The sequence below is a fragment of the Emticicia fontis genome (assembly GCF_054779675.1).
On the sequence record NZ_BAAGXU010000010.1, the window covers coordinates 1 to 15652 of the forward strand.

General features: G+C 37.0%; 18 protein-coding genes. 12 read left to right on the forward strand and 6 right to left on the reverse strand.

Going from position 1 to position 15652, the window contains the following annotated elements; translation table 11 throughout:
• The first annotated feature begins 177 nt into the window (after nucleotides 1-177).
• The 3 genes from ACYVFA_RS06410 to ACYVFA_RS06420 all read left to right on the forward strand — a co-directional run bounded on the left by ACYVFA_RS06410 (nucleotide 178) and on the right by ACYVFA_RS06420 (nucleotide 2695).
• Entirely contained in the window at nucleotides 178-1332 is a 1155-nt protein-coding gene (locus ACYVFA_RS06410; RefSeq protein ID WP_460470982.1) for an AI-2E family transporter, read from the forward strand.
• A gap of 164 nt (nucleotides 1333-1496) precedes the next feature.
• Nucleotides 1497-2153 carry a porin family protein gene (locus ACYVFA_RS06415; protein WP_460470983.1) on the forward strand — a complete coding sequence of 219 codons (657 nt, stop codon included), beginning with the start codon at nucleotides 1497-1499 and terminating at the stop codon, nucleotides 2151-2153.
• Nucleotides 2154-2239: 86 nt separating this feature from the next.
• On the forward strand, nucleotides 2240-2695 hold the full coding sequence (locus tag ACYVFA_RS06420; protein ID WP_460470984.1) for a hypothetical protein: 456 nt from the start codon (nucleotides 2240-2242) through the stop codon (nucleotides 2693-2695).
• Nucleotides 2696-3450: 755 nt separating this feature from the next.
• Here ACYVFA_RS06420 and ACYVFA_RS06425 read toward each other — a convergent pair.
• Together ACYVFA_RS06425 and ACYVFA_RS06430 are read right to left on the reverse strand one after the other, a co-directional pair.
• Nucleotides 3451-3705 (reverse strand): GlsB/YeaQ/YmgE family stress response membrane protein, encoded by a 255-nt coding sequence (locus ACYVFA_RS06425; protein WP_460470985.1) that lies wholly within the window; start codon nucleotides 3703-3705, stop codon nucleotides 3451-3453.
• A gap of 130 nt (nucleotides 3706-3835) precedes the next feature.
• Nucleotides 3836-4198 carry a response regulator gene (locus ACYVFA_RS06430; protein ID WP_460470986.1) on the reverse strand — a complete coding sequence of 121 codons (363 nt, stop codon included), beginning with the start codon at nucleotides 4196-4198 and terminating at the stop codon, nucleotides 3836-3838.
• 221 nt (nucleotides 4199-4419) lie between these two features.
• Here ACYVFA_RS06430 and ACYVFA_RS06435 point away from each other — a divergent pair, with 221 nt between their 5' ends.
• From ACYVFA_RS06435 to ACYVFA_RS06445, 3 genes are read left to right on the forward strand one after another with little or no spacing between them, the layout of a single operon-like run.
• Nucleotides 4420-4728, forward strand: coding sequence for a YtxH domain-containing protein (locus ACYVFA_RS06435; protein WP_460470987.1), 309 nt, complete (start codon nucleotides 4420-4422; stop codon nucleotides 4726-4728).
• A gap of 22 nt (nucleotides 4729-4750) precedes the next feature.
• On the forward strand, nucleotides 4751-5167 hold the full coding sequence (locus tag ACYVFA_RS06440) for a phage holin family protein (RefSeq protein ID WP_460470988.1): 417 nt from the start codon (nucleotides 4751-4753) through the stop codon (nucleotides 5165-5167).
• Entirely contained in the window at nucleotides 5151-5762 is a 612-nt protein-coding gene (locus ACYVFA_RS06445) for a hypothetical protein (protein WP_460470989.1), read from the forward strand. Before ACYVFA_RS06440 ends, ACYVFA_RS06445 begins: the two co-directional genes overlap by 17 nt.
• 10 nt (nucleotides 5763-5772) lie before the next feature.
• Here the strand turns inward: ACYVFA_RS06445 and ACYVFA_RS06450 are convergent, their stop codons facing one another.
• Both ACYVFA_RS06450 and ACYVFA_RS06455 read right to left on the reverse strand, forming a co-directional pair.
• Nucleotides 5773-6189, reverse strand: coding sequence for a response regulator (locus ACYVFA_RS06450; RefSeq protein ID WP_460470990.1), 417 nt, complete (start codon nucleotides 6187-6189; stop codon nucleotides 5773-5775).
• 11 nt (nucleotides 6190-6200) lie between these two features.
• Complete coding sequence (locus tag ACYVFA_RS06455) at nucleotides 6201-7589, reverse strand: sensor histidine kinase (RefSeq protein ID WP_460470991.1); 1389 nt, start codon at nucleotides 7587-7589, stop codon at nucleotides 6201-6203.
• Nucleotides 7590-7835: 246 nt separating this feature from the next.
• Between ACYVFA_RS06455 and rpoN the strand changes: the two genes are divergently transcribed.
• The 4 genes from rpoN (at nucleotide 7836) to ACYVFA_RS06475 (ending at nucleotide 12761) form a co-directional block, all read left to right on the forward strand.
• Entirely contained in the window at nucleotides 7836-9266 is a 1431-nt protein-coding gene (rpoN, locus tag ACYVFA_RS06460; protein WP_460470992.1) for an RNA polymerase factor sigma-54, read from the forward strand.
• Between the two features lie 44 nt (nucleotides 9267-9310).
• Nucleotides 9311-10741, forward strand: a complete 1431-nt coding sequence (locus ACYVFA_RS06465) for a sigma-54-dependent transcriptional regulator (protein WP_460470993.1) — start codon at nucleotides 9311-9313, stop codon at nucleotides 10739-10741.
• Nucleotides 10742-10860: 119 nt separating this feature from the next.
• The gene (locus ACYVFA_RS06470) at nucleotides 10861-11325 is read left to right on the forward strand and encodes a response regulator (protein ID WP_460470994.1); all 465 of its coding nucleotides are present in this window, start codon (nucleotides 10861-10863) and stop codon (nucleotides 11323-11325) included.
• The gene (locus ACYVFA_RS06475; RefSeq protein WP_460470995.1) at nucleotides 11322-12761 is read left to right on the forward strand and encodes a two-component system sensor histidine kinase NtrB; all 1440 of its coding nucleotides are present in this window, start codon (nucleotides 11322-11324) and stop codon (nucleotides 12759-12761) included. The genes ACYVFA_RS06470 and ACYVFA_RS06475 overlap by 4 nt, the downstream gene beginning before the upstream one ends.
• Nucleotides 12762-12813: 52 nt before the next feature.
• Here the strand turns inward: ACYVFA_RS06475 and ACYVFA_RS06480 are convergent, their stop codons facing one another.
• Both ACYVFA_RS06480 and ACYVFA_RS06485 read right to left on the reverse strand, forming a co-directional pair.
• Nucleotides 12814-13647, reverse strand: a complete 834-nt coding sequence (locus ACYVFA_RS06480; protein WP_460470996.1) for a hypothetical protein — start codon at nucleotides 13645-13647, stop codon at nucleotides 12814-12816.
• A 4-nt stretch (nucleotides 13648-13651) separates the two neighbouring features.
• Entirely contained in the window at nucleotides 13652-14581 is a 930-nt protein-coding gene (locus ACYVFA_RS06485) for a YihY/virulence factor BrkB family protein (RefSeq protein WP_460470997.1), read from the reverse strand.
• Between the two features lie 264 nt (nucleotides 14582-14845).
• On the opposite strand from ACYVFA_RS06485, the gene ACYVFA_RS06490 reads away from it, so the two are divergent.
• Nucleotides 14846-15028: a hypothetical protein gene (locus ACYVFA_RS06490; RefSeq protein WP_460470998.1), complete on the forward strand. Its 183-nt coding sequence runs from the start codon at nucleotides 14846-14848 to the stop codon at nucleotides 15026-15028.
• Nucleotides 15029-15049: 21 nt separating this feature from the next.
• Nucleotides 15050-15520, forward strand: a complete 471-nt coding sequence (locus ACYVFA_RS06495) for a Dps family protein (protein WP_460470999.1) — start codon at nucleotides 15050-15052, stop codon at nucleotides 15518-15520.
• The last annotated feature ends 132 nt before the right edge of the window (nucleotides 15521-15652 follow it).

Here is a 15652-nt window from a genome sequence, read left to right on the forward strand (position 1 = left end):
GGTTGGAATGACCAATATCTCTATGGTATCATTAACAATATTTAAATGCGTTTAACCTGGATAATAGGCTACACACTTGATGTCGTAGCCTATTTTGCGTATATAAATACAGTAGAAAATTGGCTGGAATAGGTTTTTAATGATTTATATGTAAATTGAAACATAAACTATATTTCCATGCTTCCAGAACGTTTACCTTTTAATATCAAACTGCCACTTGCGCTGCTATCCATTACAATTGTTGTCTTTTGGCTGAGTATCCTCGAATCTGTGCTTGTGCCTTTTATTATTTCAATCATTTTATCTATACTATTATTCCCTCTGTGCGATTGGTTCGAGAAAAGAAAGGTTGGTCGGGTATTAGCCATTACCATTACATTGGTCTTGTTTACAGTTCTGATAGGTGTAATCATTTATCTGGCTTCTACACAAATTGCAGGCTTTTCAGAAATGATTCCTCAACTATTGGATAAACTCGAAAAAGCCTACAATAATCTCTTAAAATGGACTTCTGAAAAGTTTGATTTATCCATAGAAACCCAGACGAATCAATTAAATACATATGCTAATCAATTATTAGCTAGAGGAGGCACAGTAGTAGGCTCGGCTCTGACGACCACATCAAATATGTTGGGCAATTTGTCTATCATGCCTGTTTATATGTTTTTCCTATTACTGTATAGAGATTTTTTCAGAGAGTTTTTCTATAAAGTATTTAAGAGCGTAGACAAAGAGCAGGTAGATTTAGTATTAGGCAAAATTTACGACGTGATTCATAGCTATCTATCAGGTGTTATTATCGTAACCATTATCGTAGGTACACTCAACACCATCAGCCTGCTTTTATTAGGGATAGACTACGCAATCTTCTTTGGCTTTCTGGCTTCAGTTCTGCTTATCATTCCTTATATAGGCATTCTTATTGGTTCGTTACTTCCTATTGTTATTGCTTTGGTTACGAAAGATTCTCCTATGTATGCCGTAGGAGTAGCAGCTTCATTTTTCGCTATACAGATGCTGGAAGGTAATTTCATCACGCCTAATATTGTGGGTTCAAAAATCAGTATTAATCCATTAGCAGCTATTTTAGGCTTACTGATGGGAGCCATACTCTGGGGGCTGGCAGGAATGGCTTTGTGCTTACCTTGTATAGCCATCATTAAGGTAATTTTCGATTCTGTTCCAACGCTACAACCTTATGGCTTTTTAATGGGAGAACCAGCTATCAGCAGAGATAATACAGAAGAGAAAAGAGAAAAAGCCCGCAAAATTGAAAAGGAAATTGTAGATACCATTACCGGAAGAAAGAAGCCTTCCAGAAAGAAACCGTAGTTTTAGAATATCTCCGGAATAATAAATATCTTTCCCAACCTGTAGAAAGAATTCCTCAGTAAAAGAGTAGTGTATTTTTTAAGTACCTGATTATTAGTAGGTTATGTTGTTGGCATATAAATTTCTCTTTAATGATCAGAAATATTTAATAAAGAACACACAACATGAAAAAGATCACCACGTTAGCAATTGTTTTTCTTATCAGTGTATCGGCATTTGCGCAGACGAAAAGTTTTACAGCAGGGTTGAGATTAGGGACAAATTTGTCACAAGTTAGAGGAAACGATTTGTCATTTACCTCAGGAAACACAGTTTTTAATTTTAGAAATAACGAAAACAGAGCGTTTGGTTTTGTAGGCGGGGCATTTTTTAGATTCGGAAAAACCGTGTTTTTGCAACCTGAAATTCTGGTTTCTCAAAAAGGTGGTAAATACGATTTAATCACCGACAATGGCAACAATACCAAGACAATCGACTTCAGAATGACAAACCTTGATGTGCCTTTATTGCTTGGTGTTAAATTGGGGCAAGTATTAAGAATCAATGCTGGTCCGGTAGCTACTTTTAATATAGGTAATAATGGTAAATTAGGAGATGCTATCAGAGATGCCAGAGGCGAAAGTGCCGAGCAGATTTATAATAAAGCTGTTTTTGGTTACCAGGCCGGTGTAGGTTTTGATTTTGGCCAACTCAACTTTGATGTACGTTATGAAGGTAATGTAAACGATGTAATTGATGTAAAATATAAAAATGCTGAAACCGCCAGTAAGTTTGCTGCTAAAGGAAATTCATTTCAGGCAACTATCGGGTTTCATTTCTAATGCGAAATCTAAACTGCAACAATCCTGTAAAGGGTTGACATATAAATAAAACAATACGAAAACGACCATTTAAAATTATTATTAAAATGAAAAAGAAAGTAATATTCGCTTATGCGTTAATAGCAATCGGGACATTAAGTTTTACTTCATGTTCGAGAGAAGAAAAAAGAGATGCAGCTGATGGTATTCAGAATGCACAAGATGGCGCTGCAAATGCTGCAGATAAAGTAGCCGACGACATTAAAGATGGTGTTGACCAGACAGCAGAAGATGTGAAGAGAGAAAAAGACGAAATGGCAGCCAAACTGGAAGAACAACGTAAAGATTTGAAGAGAGAGATTGAAGAAGCAGAAGATAAGTTAAAAACGGCTTCTGCCAAAGAGAAGGATCGTTGGGAGGAAAGAAGACAAAAATTGAAATCACAAATGAATGATATTGAGGATGATATAAAAGATATCAGAAGCGATATGAAGGAGGACTGGAAAGATTTCAAGAAAAGAGTCAATAAGAAGATAGATGAGATTCAAAAAGATATTGAATAATAATAATAGGTGGTTTAGATTAGTAGCAATGGTTAGAAAAGCAGCGGATTTTATCTGCTGCTTTTTTTGGTTGTGATGAATTAGAAATTGTTTTTTATGATGATATTATTATTTCTTCAGATAATTGGCAAGCTTAACTTATCGCGTTATTTTCCATACGCGTGGCCTTCAACTCCTTTTAGATTTACGTGATATAATTATTCTAAGAATAAAAGATTAACGTAGAATAATTAAAAGACCAACACCAGTAGAGCTACTTTATGTCGGCTGCCGGGCAAGACCCATTGAGCGATTCAAAACTCTACTGGTAAATTTAGATAAAGATTCAGCGGGGTCGCCCGGCGATAGAAATGAGGGCTTATGACCCATTAGCAAAGGTTTGAAAATATCTAAATCGTTGGCCTTTTTCAACTTTAATCAGCTAAAGTTATGGAGAAAATATATTTCATCGGCATCGCTCAGGCGCCGGCTTAGCTCTTTAATTAATATGTATTTCTTATCAAATCGTGCCTAGATATTATCGCTTTAAAAAAGAGGACTTCGTATGATATAACAAGCACCTAGCCGGTGCCTGAGCGTAGTCGAAGGCCGTATGTATGGAAAATCAAGCTAGCGATCCAATGCGACAATAGAAAATTCCTCCCAAATAAATAGATTCAAAAACATATACGAAGAACCCCCAATACAACCACCCACAAAAAAAAGCGAGGATGATAAATCTACCATCCTCGCTTTTTATATATCTAGATAATCAGCTAAGCCCTTCGTATGAGCCCTACTATAAACAATACAACAAGAGCGCCAATTACTGCAGTAATGATTTGACCAATCACACCTGCACCTAAAGAAACGCCTAATGAGGCAAATAGCCAGCTACCAACCAGGGCACCAACTATACCTACAATGATATTACCGATTAGACCGAAGCCAAAGCCTCGTTTAATTTCACCAGCCAGCCAGCCAGCGATAGCACCAATAATAATTGCGTACAATAATCCTTGTCCTTCCATTTTTATTTGTGTTAAAGGGTTTAATAAAATTGTTGTTTGTATAAAACAATTTGATTTACCGGATTTTGGACACTTCTATTAAAAGGTCACAAATTGTGTGGATTCAGTAAACCAAAAATTGAATTCGTGATTATAAAGAGTTGTCTATTGAAGCATAAGATAAAGGTTTTTCAATAAAGTTATGAGCCCCTACTTCAAATGCCTTGTCTTTTAATTTTCCGATAGCGGTTATCATTACAATCTTGCTATTAGGTAATAGTCTCTTAAACTCAGGCAGTTTTTCAATGCCCAGGCCATCAGGTAAATTATTATCTAAAAAAATCCATTGCGGTTGTGGAGTAAGGCTACTTGCTTTCTCAAATCCATCCTGCAAAGTATGAGCATGAAAAGATTCTATTCCTTTCTTTTTCAAATACATCTTTATCAGTAAGCAAGTATCTATTTCATCATCTACAATTAGGGCAGATAATCCATTTTCTTCTAAGCTTTTCATCTTTGCACAATTTGCATCATATTATAATACAGTATATTATAAAAAACCATGCCAGCACTTTTTTTTCTCGTTTTTCGGCGCACGTCTTATGATTCCCTCAATCTGGGCAAAAACTTCTACAAATTAGAACAGAGATACTGGGCTAAGTAGCTAATAATCACATGGAATAGGATTTTTAAATCTATATACAATATTGAAAACTATTTAAACATTGAACTATTATGAAAGGTACTTCAAAAATCTTGTTAGGAGTTATTACAGCAGCAGCGGCTGGAGCAGTAATCGGAATGTTGTTTGCTCCAGATAAAGGGAATGAAATTCGTTCAAAAGTGAAGAAGACAGCAAACGAACTAGCGGATGAACTGTTGAATGCAATTCGTCGTGGAAAAGGCCAATATCAGGACGCAAAAGATGACTTACGTAATAAGGCATACGAATTGAAAGGCAAAGCTCAACAAAAGTTTGATGATATAGCTGAAGAAGCTGATGAGCAATATAATGCTACTAAAAAGAAACTTCAGGTAAGCTAAATCCCAAAGCTATTTTAGTCTGATGAGTCAGGGCTTAGCCCTGGCTCATCTTTCACTTACCAAAACACCAACTGCTATGGAAATCTACGACGACATCAAAGAAAAAACAGGAGATATATTCGATGATCTGACTAACCACCTAGAAGCCCGCTGGAATTTAGGAGTACTCAATGCCGCCGAAAAAACTGCCGGAGCTATTTCGTCTGCCGCTTCCGTATTGATTATGGGAGTATTTGCCATATTTATACTTTTCTTTTTAAGCATGGGTGTTGCCTGGATTATAGGCCAGAGCCTGAATAATCTGGCGTATGGTTTATTTATTGTAGCAGGCTTCTATGCCATTGTAGGCTTGATAGTATATGCACTAAGGGATAATTTCATCAAAATTCCGGTTATAAACGCCTTAATTCATAAATTCTACTATGAAGACGAAAATTAAAAATATTGACGACCTGAGAGCCGAAAGAGCAAGACTCAAAAACGAAATTGAGTTGTCGAAGACCAAGATGAGAAGTAGCATTGATGCAATTAAGGAGGAGCTAAGCCCTGCACGCCATGTAGTGAATTTCTTAGGTGATTTCTTAACTAACCGTAATAAGGGTATACTCAATGTAGGTCTCGGTATTGGTGTTGATACTGTTGTCAGAAACGGTATATTAAGACATGCTCCATGGCCTCTGAAAGTATTGGTGCCTTTCTTCCTGAAGAATTTTGCAGGTAATATGATTCACGATAATAGAGATACTATTGTGAAAAAAGGCATAGAATGGGTAAAGGATATAACTGAAAAGAAACCTGAGCCTATATTGACAGAAATAAGAGAGGTAAGAATAGAAGAGAAACCTTCTATGGTTGAAAAAGCCTTACTATGGGTTAAGGATAAAACCGAAGAAAAACCCCAACAAATAGAACTAAAAGAAGATCCACAAGCACCCAAAACAGAAAAAGTCTCTTTTGTAGAAAGAGCTTTAATGTGGGTAAAAGATAAGACTGAAGAAGAGCCTAAGCCTGTTCAGGTAATTCATGTAAACTGATAGAAACCAGTTAAGGTTTTGTCGGAATAGAAGCTATATTGAACCAGAATTTATTTAATTCGCCAATAACCCTCATCAATCCTTCAAAAGTTGAGGGTTTTGTTATGAAACAATTAGCCCCCAGAAAGTAACAATTACGAATGTCTTCAGGTGAGTTGGAAGTAGTTAATATCAGAATAGGAATACTCCTGAATTTCGGATTTTCCTTGATTTCTTTCAGGGCCTCTCTGCCATCTTTCTTAGGCATATTTAAATCTAAAAGAATGATGCTCGGCAATTTTTTTGCTTTATGCAAAAAATCCATCAACTCTTGCCCATTATCAACAAACGACAAAGGTGCCTCTATTCCGCTCTCTTCAAAAGCCGACTTTAATAAGAATTTATCATCTTCATCGTCGTCGACGATGAGGATAGAAAATACACTCATTCTAAGATTTATTATTTTGTAGGGAAATATAATATAAACTTGGCACCTTCGCCCAGCTGGCTTTCCGCAAATATGAAACCATTATGATTGGTCATAATCCGTCTACAAATAGCCAGGCCTACGCCGGTACCCTCATAATGGCCTCGCCCATGAAGACGCTGGAAAATAACAAATATTTTTTCGGCGTATTCTTTTTCAAAGCCAATGCCATTATCACTAACGATTATCTTATGGTAATCAAGCTCTCTTCGTATTTTTTCTATTCCCGATATCTCGGCACCCTTTACCAGGCTATAAGTAATCTGTACAACGGGCGTTCTTGCTTCGGCAGTAAACTTTAATGCATTGCTGATGAGGTTCAGAAATAATTGGTTTATCTGAAAAGAAACGCCCCAAATATACGGCATTTTTTCAACATTTATCTGCGCTTTTTTCTCTTCAATCTTTACTGATAGATCATTAGTTACTTTGCCGACAATTTCCTGCAAGTTTACTTCCTGAAAATTAACCTCCTTTTTGTTAACCAATCTTGAGAAATCAAGCAAATCATTAATCAGTGTTTGCATACGTTCGGCCGAGTACGTAATCTTATCTAATGTTTCTCTTCCGTCTTCATTCAATGAGTCTGCATGTTTTCTTACCAGGCGGTCGCTAAAGGCCCTGATTTTCCGAAGAGGCTCTTGCAGGTCATGCGAAGATACATAGGCAAATTGTTCTAAGTCTGCATTCGAGCGATTGAGTTCATCAATCTTATTTTCTAATTGATGCTGAAACTTCAATCTTCTCTGGAGCTCGAGGAATATCAATAAGAAACAAACGATTAGTAGGGCAAAAGAAAAGACAGATAGCATTAACAAAACAGAAGTGGTCTGTTTATCATTCTTAGATTTAATGGCTCGTCTTTCAGCTAATAATTGTCGTTCAGAAACCTGAAATCTATTTACAATTACCCTGATTTTATCCATTTCTTTTTTACCCTGAAGGAATAACTCTTTATCTAATGCCTGATTACCCTCAAATTGCTTGATATTGAGCCTTAATAAACGAATCCTATAAAGAATAGCTCCTCTGAGCGTGTCTAATCTTTTCAGTTGTAAAGGATTGTCCTTTATCTGGTGACGTAATGTTCTGTATACATTATTTATACGGCTTTCGGCTGTATAATAAGGTTCTAAGAATACCTTTTCCCTTGTTAAAAGATAGCCTCTTTGTCCGGTTTCGAAATCTTTTAGTAGAGAGATTAACTCTTCACTTTTTCTCATTACCTCATGCGTGTGCTCTACCGAGGTAGCATAAGTGGTAGAGTCTTTGATTTTCTGATAGGAGACCCAACTTAGGATAGCTAATAGTACAACACAGACGGCAAACGACGAAAAAATAAAGCGTAGACTTTTTTTCATAGATAGTGTTATAGCTATGGTAATAAGTGGTTAAATTGAAAAAAATGTGGAAATCTATCCCCACACTGTGGATTTTTTTGCATTCTTTGCGAAGGCAAAAACCTTTATAGCTAAAGTTGTGAAAAATTATTGCTTTTATAAAAGGCTGATAATCAAAATGTTAAAATTACTTTTTTTGTTTTTTTCTGATATTTCCAGTTGTGGGCTATAAATTGATATATATAGGTTATCATAAAACAGTATGCCATGCTAAATCTCAGCCAGACCCAGAAACAAACTTTAAGAATTTCTCCGTCTCAGATACAGTTGCTGAATTTTTTGCAACTTTCAACTTTGGAGCTCGAAGAGCATATTAAAACAGAATTAGAAGAGAACCCTATGTTGGAAGAAGTGTCTGCCAGCGATGATAATTCAGACACCGATGATTTTGACAGAGATGATAAAGACCTGCTTCAAGGTAATAACTCGGATTATCTTGACTGGGACGAATATGATGATGATACCCCCAACTACAAAACCCAACTGAACAATTATAGCAGTGATGATGATCTCTACTCGGCTCCTATTGTGCAACAAATCTCATGGAGAGACGATCTGAAAGAACAATTGCATGTATTGGCCTTGACGGAACGTCAGCTACTCATCGGTGATTTCATTATTGATTCTCTTGATGAAAACGGTTTTCTGAAATATGATGCAGAAGCCATTGCTGATGATGTTTCATTTACTAATAACATTTTTGTAGATACGCCGGATGTAGAAGAAATCATTAAGGTTATCCGCCAGCTGGATCCTATCGGCATCGGTGCTTCAAACCTGCAGGAATGCTTGTTAATCCAATTAGACCATAAGCGAGACCAAGGTTGTAATGTTGATCTGGCCTATGATATTGTATTAAATAATCTTGATGATCTGGCGGTGCGCAACTATGAGAAAATTATGCGCTCACGTGAGATTTGCACCGAAACCTTGAAAGAGGCCGTTGCTGTTATTACGGCATTAAATGCTAAACCTATTTCAGAAGAAAACACCAGCTCGATTCTGGTTAAAGATAATATTATACCTGATTACCTGGTTTTCTATGATGATCATAGAATAGAGGTTTCACTAAACAGTAATCAGATTCCGCCTTTGAGAGTCAATAATTCATTTCAGGATTTATTGCAAGGCAGTTCTGACAAAGCCGCAACACACTATGTCCACACCAAAGTTTCGGCAGCTAACTGGTTGATTGATGCGATTCAGCAACGAGAAACCACTATGCTCAAAACCATGCGTACGCTGGTAAAATTACAGGAAGAGTTTTTTAAAACCGGAAATGTACAGAAACTAAAGCCAATGACACTGAAAGATGTGGCCGAAATTATAAGCATGGACATTTCGACTGTATCAAGGGTAACCAGTGGTAAATATGCCCAGACTCCTTTCGGTACTATCCATTTAAAAGACTTGTTCTCGGGTGGTATCTTTACAGAATCAGGCACTGAAGTCTCTAACCGTGAAATTCAGCAAACATTAGCTACGCTGATTTCAAACGAAGATAAGAATACACCATTGAACGACTTCCAGTTAGCAGATTTACTGGCACAAAAAGGATATCCGATTGCCCGCCGTACGGTAGCCAAATACCGCGACCATCTCGGCATCCAATCAGCACAATTAAGACGTGTTTTATAAGATATATTCTTTACTAACTAATTTAAATCAACTATATATTACATATGCAACGTATCCTTGTTATTGATGATGACACTGATATTTGTCTTTTGCTCCGTCGTTTCTTAAGCAAAAATGGTTACGAGGTAGCTATCGCTCAAAATGGACAAACTGGCCTGAGTTTATTAGAAGAATTTTCTCCTGATTTAGTCATGACAGATTTTCGTCTGGGCGATTTGGATGGAGGGCAAATTTTAAGAAAAATCAAAGAACGTTTTCCTGAAGTTCCGGTGCTTATCATTACGGGCTATTCTGATATCAAGATTGCCATCGACGTAATGAAGCAAGGGGCTTTTGATTATATCACCAAACCGCTTTTTCCTGATGAAATACTACTTACAATCAAGAAAGCATTAGGTGGAGAAAAGCCGGATGGGAGTGTGCAGAATTCTGTTGAAAGAGAAACTTCCTCTACTAAATCCTCTAATAAATCTACAAGACAAAAAACAGATTCCAGCTATATTTTCGGTAGTGGCCCAGAATCTAAAAACCTGTATCGCCAGATAGACCTGGTAGCTCCTACCAATTATAGTGTCATTATTTATGGCGAGAGCGGTTCGGGTAAAGAATCAGTAGCGCAGGAAATTCATAAAAGAAGCAAAAGAGCCAATGGCCCTTTTGTAGCGATGGATTGCGGCGCTATCTCTAAAGAACTGGCTGCCAGCGAAATGTTCGGGCATGAAAAAGGCTCATTTACCGGAGCCTTAAACCAGAAAATCGGACACTTCGAGATGGCCAATGGGGGTACCCTTTTTCTAGATGAGGTAGCCAATCTGCCATATGATGTACAGGTAGCCTTGCTACGTGTAGTACAGGAAAGAAAACTACGCCACATTGGTGGTAATAAAGAGATATCCGTAGATGTACGCATTCTGGTGGCTTCTAATGAGCGACTGATGGAGTCTTGCCGCAAGGGTAAGTTCAGAGAAGATTTATATCACCGTTTCAATGAGTTCAGTCTGGATGTACCTCCTCTACGCGACCGCAAGGGGGATATTATGGAGTTTGCCCAGTTCTTCCTTGAAAATACCAATGCTGAACTAGGAAAAGATATAAGAGGTTTCGATGAAGATGTAAAAGCCGCTTTCTTAAGCTATCCTTGGTATGGTAACTTACGTGAGATGCGTAACGTAGTGAAACGTGCTACTTTGCTTTCAGACGGCGATTATATCGAGTCTAAATCTTTGCCGTTTGAAATCATCAATTATTCAAGGTTACTATTCTCAGAACCTACGCAGCCGGTTATCACTGAAGATATTGTTCCGAAACAGGAAGAACCTGCCAAGCCTAACCTGAAATCAGCGGCGCTTGATGCCGAATACGAAATGATTTTACAAGTGCTCAAACAAGTAAATTATAATAAAAGCAAAGCAGCACAGGTATTGAGCATTGATAGAAAAACACTATACAATAAAATGAAGAGTTATAATCTTTAAGTAGGTACTCAGACCAGAGTCTACAATACTTAATAACCAAAAGCAATATTGACAATTATTTGTTTGTGAGTAGAAATGATTTTTTAAATATTAAGCCTAACTCTTAACACCCAGTAAAAATGATTCAAATACAAAAAGATAGAAAGAGCATTGTGATAATGATGGCTGATGACGACCCGGATGATAGAAGCATGACAAAAGAAGCCTTAGAGGAGAATTTTTTATTGAACGAATTGCGCTTCACGGAAGATGGTGCCGAATTGATGGACTATCTGAAACGAAGAGGAAAATATAGTGATCCAGAAAGCTCACCACGTCCGGGAGTAATATTACTCGATCTGAACATGCCTAAAAAAGATGGACGTGAGTGTTTAAGAGAAATTAAATCTGACGACGAATTAAAAAGTATCCCAGTAATTGTTCTAACTACCTCAAAAGCTGAAGAAGATATTCTGCGTACCTATGATTTAGGGGTAAATAGTTTTGTTACCAAACCAGTTACATTTATGGAATTGGTAGAAGTAATGAAAAACCTTGGCAATTACTGGTTTGATATAGTTCAGTTACCAAAATATAACTCATGAAAGATCTCGACACAATCAGGGTGTTAATCGTGGATGATGATGAAGATGACTTTTTCCTGACGAGCGATTATTTAAATGATATACGAGGAAAGAAATTTGCTATTGATTGGGCAAAAAACTTTGACGACGCTGTTGGGAGAGTAACATCCTGCGAATATGACATTTGTTTTTTTGATTTCCTTCTGGGTGCCAAGACAGGTCTCGACCTGTTGAAAAGAGCCATTCAGGAGGGTTGTCAAAGTCCCATAATTCTGCTTACTGGTAAAGGCGATCATAAAATAGATATGGAAGCCATGAGGCTTGGTGCGGTTGATTATCTGATAAAAAGCGAGCTGGACTCTGAAAAACTCGAACGCTGTATCAGATACTCGCTTGAGCGTGCCGATACACTCAAAACTCTCCGTGAAAGCGAACAGCAATATCGTACCATTTTCAATCATGTAAGACAAGGTATTATTGTTACCCAACCAAAAGATGGCAGTTTTATTTATTATAATCCTGCTACCTTGGAAATGCTTGGATATGAAGCCGAAGAGTTGGATAATATGAGTATTGCCAAAATCTTTGAGAAGCCTGAAGTATGGCATTTGTTCAATGAGAAACTCGAAGAAAACGGCAATATAGATAAGTTTGAAGCCAGCTTTCTTACCAGTAAAGGAGAAAAGAAAATCTGTCTGATTGATGCTCAGAAACAAAAAAACAGCGAAGGCAAAGAGTCTTTTCTTAGTATAATTCATGATGTAACCTCGCAGCGTAAAGCCGAGCGTGAAGCCATGATGTTAGAAAAAATGGCAGCAACGGGGCGCCTGGTGCGTACATTAGCGCATGAAGTGCGTAATCCTCTTACAAATATTCATTTGTCTGTAGAGCAATTAGAAGATGAAATACAGAATGATGATTCCAAATTATTCTTGGGTATTATCAAGCGGAATGGCCAGCGTATCAGTGATTTAATAACTGAGTTGCTGAATAATTCAAAACCATCTGAACTGGCGTTCAGTAAGGTCTCCGTACATAAAATTCTCGATGAAACACTTGAACAAGCCATCGACCGGATTAATCTGAAAAATATAGCCTTAGAGAAACAATATGGTGAAGAAGTACATCTGAATGTTGATACCAATAAGATTAAAATTGCTCTCCTTAATATAATCATTAATGCCGTAGAGGCAATGGATGAAGGCAAAGGGCGATTAATTATCAAAAGTTATATTGCTAACAATTATTGTTATATCTCTATCAAAGACAATGGTATCGGTATTAGTCCCGAAAATATGAGCCGTTTGTTTGAGCCTTATTTTACCGCTAAAAACAATGGCATTGGTTTGGGGCTTGCCGCCACACTTAATATCATTCAATCGCACAAAGCCACTGTAGATGTGAATTCTGAAGTAGGCAAAGGCACTGAGTTTATTATTACTTTCTCATTGAACTAAGAAAAAGGCCATCATTTTCATGATAGCCTTTTTCAATTCATTCATATATGTTTTAAATATGGTCATGTATCAATGGGTGTCTTTTTCTGAATGTCCCTCTGAATAGCTCTATAAATACACTGATAGCTACTATAATAATCCCTGCCCAGGCGCTTAGGACTACATATTCATAATAGACAGTATCGCTCTTACGCTCAATAATGATACCACTCAAGGCCCAGATAACGGCTAAGCCAATATAGAAGTTATTGAAGCGTAATATAGCTACAACACCTATCAGGGAGCCAATCAGTACCATCATCGATGTCCAAGATTCTTCGCTCATGCCAAACCCTCTCCAGCCATAGCTGACTAACAAAGCCGTGATATTGGCAATAGTAGCAATACAAATCCAACCAAGATATAAGCCGAATGGCGCTTTTACAATAAAACTCTGTGCATTGCTCATATAAGGCTCTAAGAGTCTGATCTGTGAATCTATGTAAATCAATCGATTTAATAATAAAAGCATCAATATGACACTTACAATCAGTAAGTCATAATGCCAGGCTACTATCCATGTCATATTAATAATGCAGGTCAGAATAAATGCAGTATTGATTTTTCCGATAACCCTACTTACAAAGAGGTCTACACCTGATTTAAACAGGGAGGTCATCTGATAAATACAAAAGATGAAGAGTAGGAGATAAATTACACCCCAGATAGAAAATGTAAGTCCTGTTGGAACAAATAAGTTGGGATATTGCGCTGATACTTCCCCTGTATTTTTGCCATTAATCGGCAAAAAATTGGCCAGAAAATTGACAAATACCATTCCTAGAAAAAACAGAAAGGTTAGTATTTGTAGTGATCTGATTTTTGTTAAACTGGTTTTAGTTTCCATAGTCTTAGTGAATTTTTGGTTCTTTGACTTCTATTTCCTTTTTTTCTAATAAAACAGCATTCCTGTTAGGTTTGATAGGTGTTCCATAATGACGCGTATAGACTTTGGTAAATTCTGCCCCTAAGAATAGTATAGTTGACGAATAATATACCCAAAGCAGAATGATAACTACCGAACCCGCTGCACCAAACGTAGTAGTGATACTTGATTGCCCCAGATAATAACCTATCAGAAACTTACCCAACATAAACAGAATAGCTGTTACGCCTGCCCCTATAAAAGCATCTTTCCAGGCAATTCTACCATCAGGCAATACTTTAAAGACAGCCGCAAACAAAAGTGTGATTACTGAGAATACAATCAGTAAATTGATAACCATAAACATATATACGGTAATGTTTTCAAAAAATAATTGTAAACGCTGGCTAAAAATATCCAGAAATGTATTGACTAACAGAGATACGATTAAAAGGAATCCCAGAGAGATGATGATTGAAAATGATAATAGTCTGTTAAAAAGATATTTTAAAATGCCTGATTTAGGTTTAGCTTTTAGAGACCAGATAAAATTGATAGAATCCTGAATTTCGGCAAAAACCCCTGTTGCCCCCAACATCAAGGTCACAGTACCAATAATAGCTGCAATACCTGATTTCTGTGAGAGTCGGGCATTTTTTATCAGCTCTTCTACCTGTGCCGCAGCATCTTTTCCAATCAACCAGTTGATTTGCCCATAGAGCTGACCTTGTATGGCTTCTCTTCCATAAAAGATACCAGCTACCGATATAATAACCACCAGCATAGGTGCCAGCGAGAAAATAGTATAATAAGATAAAGAGGCACTCAATTTTGTAGCATTATCGGTACTGAATTCGGAGAATACTTCTTCTGCAAAAGAATAATATTCCTTTACCTTTTCTTTAAATGATTTCATAAGTGGTTGTTTCTTAATTTAAGATTGGTTTTAATAAAACAGCTTCTTTAATTGGTTCTACGGAGTATCATAAATAATACATACCAAGGGGCAATACCACAGTGTGAATCATAGTTGGGGTGAAAATTCCACATTAATTTTCCCAAAATGCCACATTTTCCCCAATTTTTCTTAAAAAACAGCCTAAATATGGCCCGAAAAATACATGGTATAAAGTTTTTATAATATTAGGCATAACAGTCGTTTCATTAAATTATTGAAATTATGACACCCATCATCTTCATAATCGGAATATTAACATTGTTGAGTATGGCGGTGGTTTTATTGAAGATTGTTAATAACAATCCTCAAGGTTGGGATGGCAGAACGAAAGGTTCTCAAAACCATGAATTCAATAATTTCATGAAACGAGTGAAGTTTACTTCATCAAAAATGAAGCAAGCTTAAGATACACACAACTTTATAGTCATGAAAGCCCATATAGGTTTACCTGAAAAGGACATTATAAAAATTGCTGAATTGTTACAGGTTATTTTGGCGGATGAACACGTGATTATAACCAAAACACGCAACTATCATTGGAATATTAAAGGCCCTCGTTTCATTGAATTACACAAGTTTTACGAAGGCCAGTACAATGATTTAAAAGATATAATAGACCAGATTGCCGAGAGAATCACCCAATTGGGTCATCAGGCCAACGGTACGATGAAAGATTTCCTGGCAACCACTCGATTAAAAGAGGGTCCTTACGAAGACAAACAAGATGCTCAGATAAGCCATTTGTTAGCAGACCACGAAGCGTTCATAACAAATTTGCGTAAAGACATTGAAGATATAGATGAAACTTTGGGAGATGCAGTTACTACTGACTTACTTACAGGTTTCATGGGGCAGCATGAAAAAATGGCATGGATGCTCCGCGCGTTTTTAGGGTAGTGTTTAGGTTAAAAAAGGTGGTACAAAAGGGGCAATATTTGCCCCTTTTGTATTTGTAGACAGTCTGAAAATTGGATCAATCTTAAAAGTTGGGGAGTAGCTAAAAAAGGGTTTACTTTGCGGAAAAAGGAC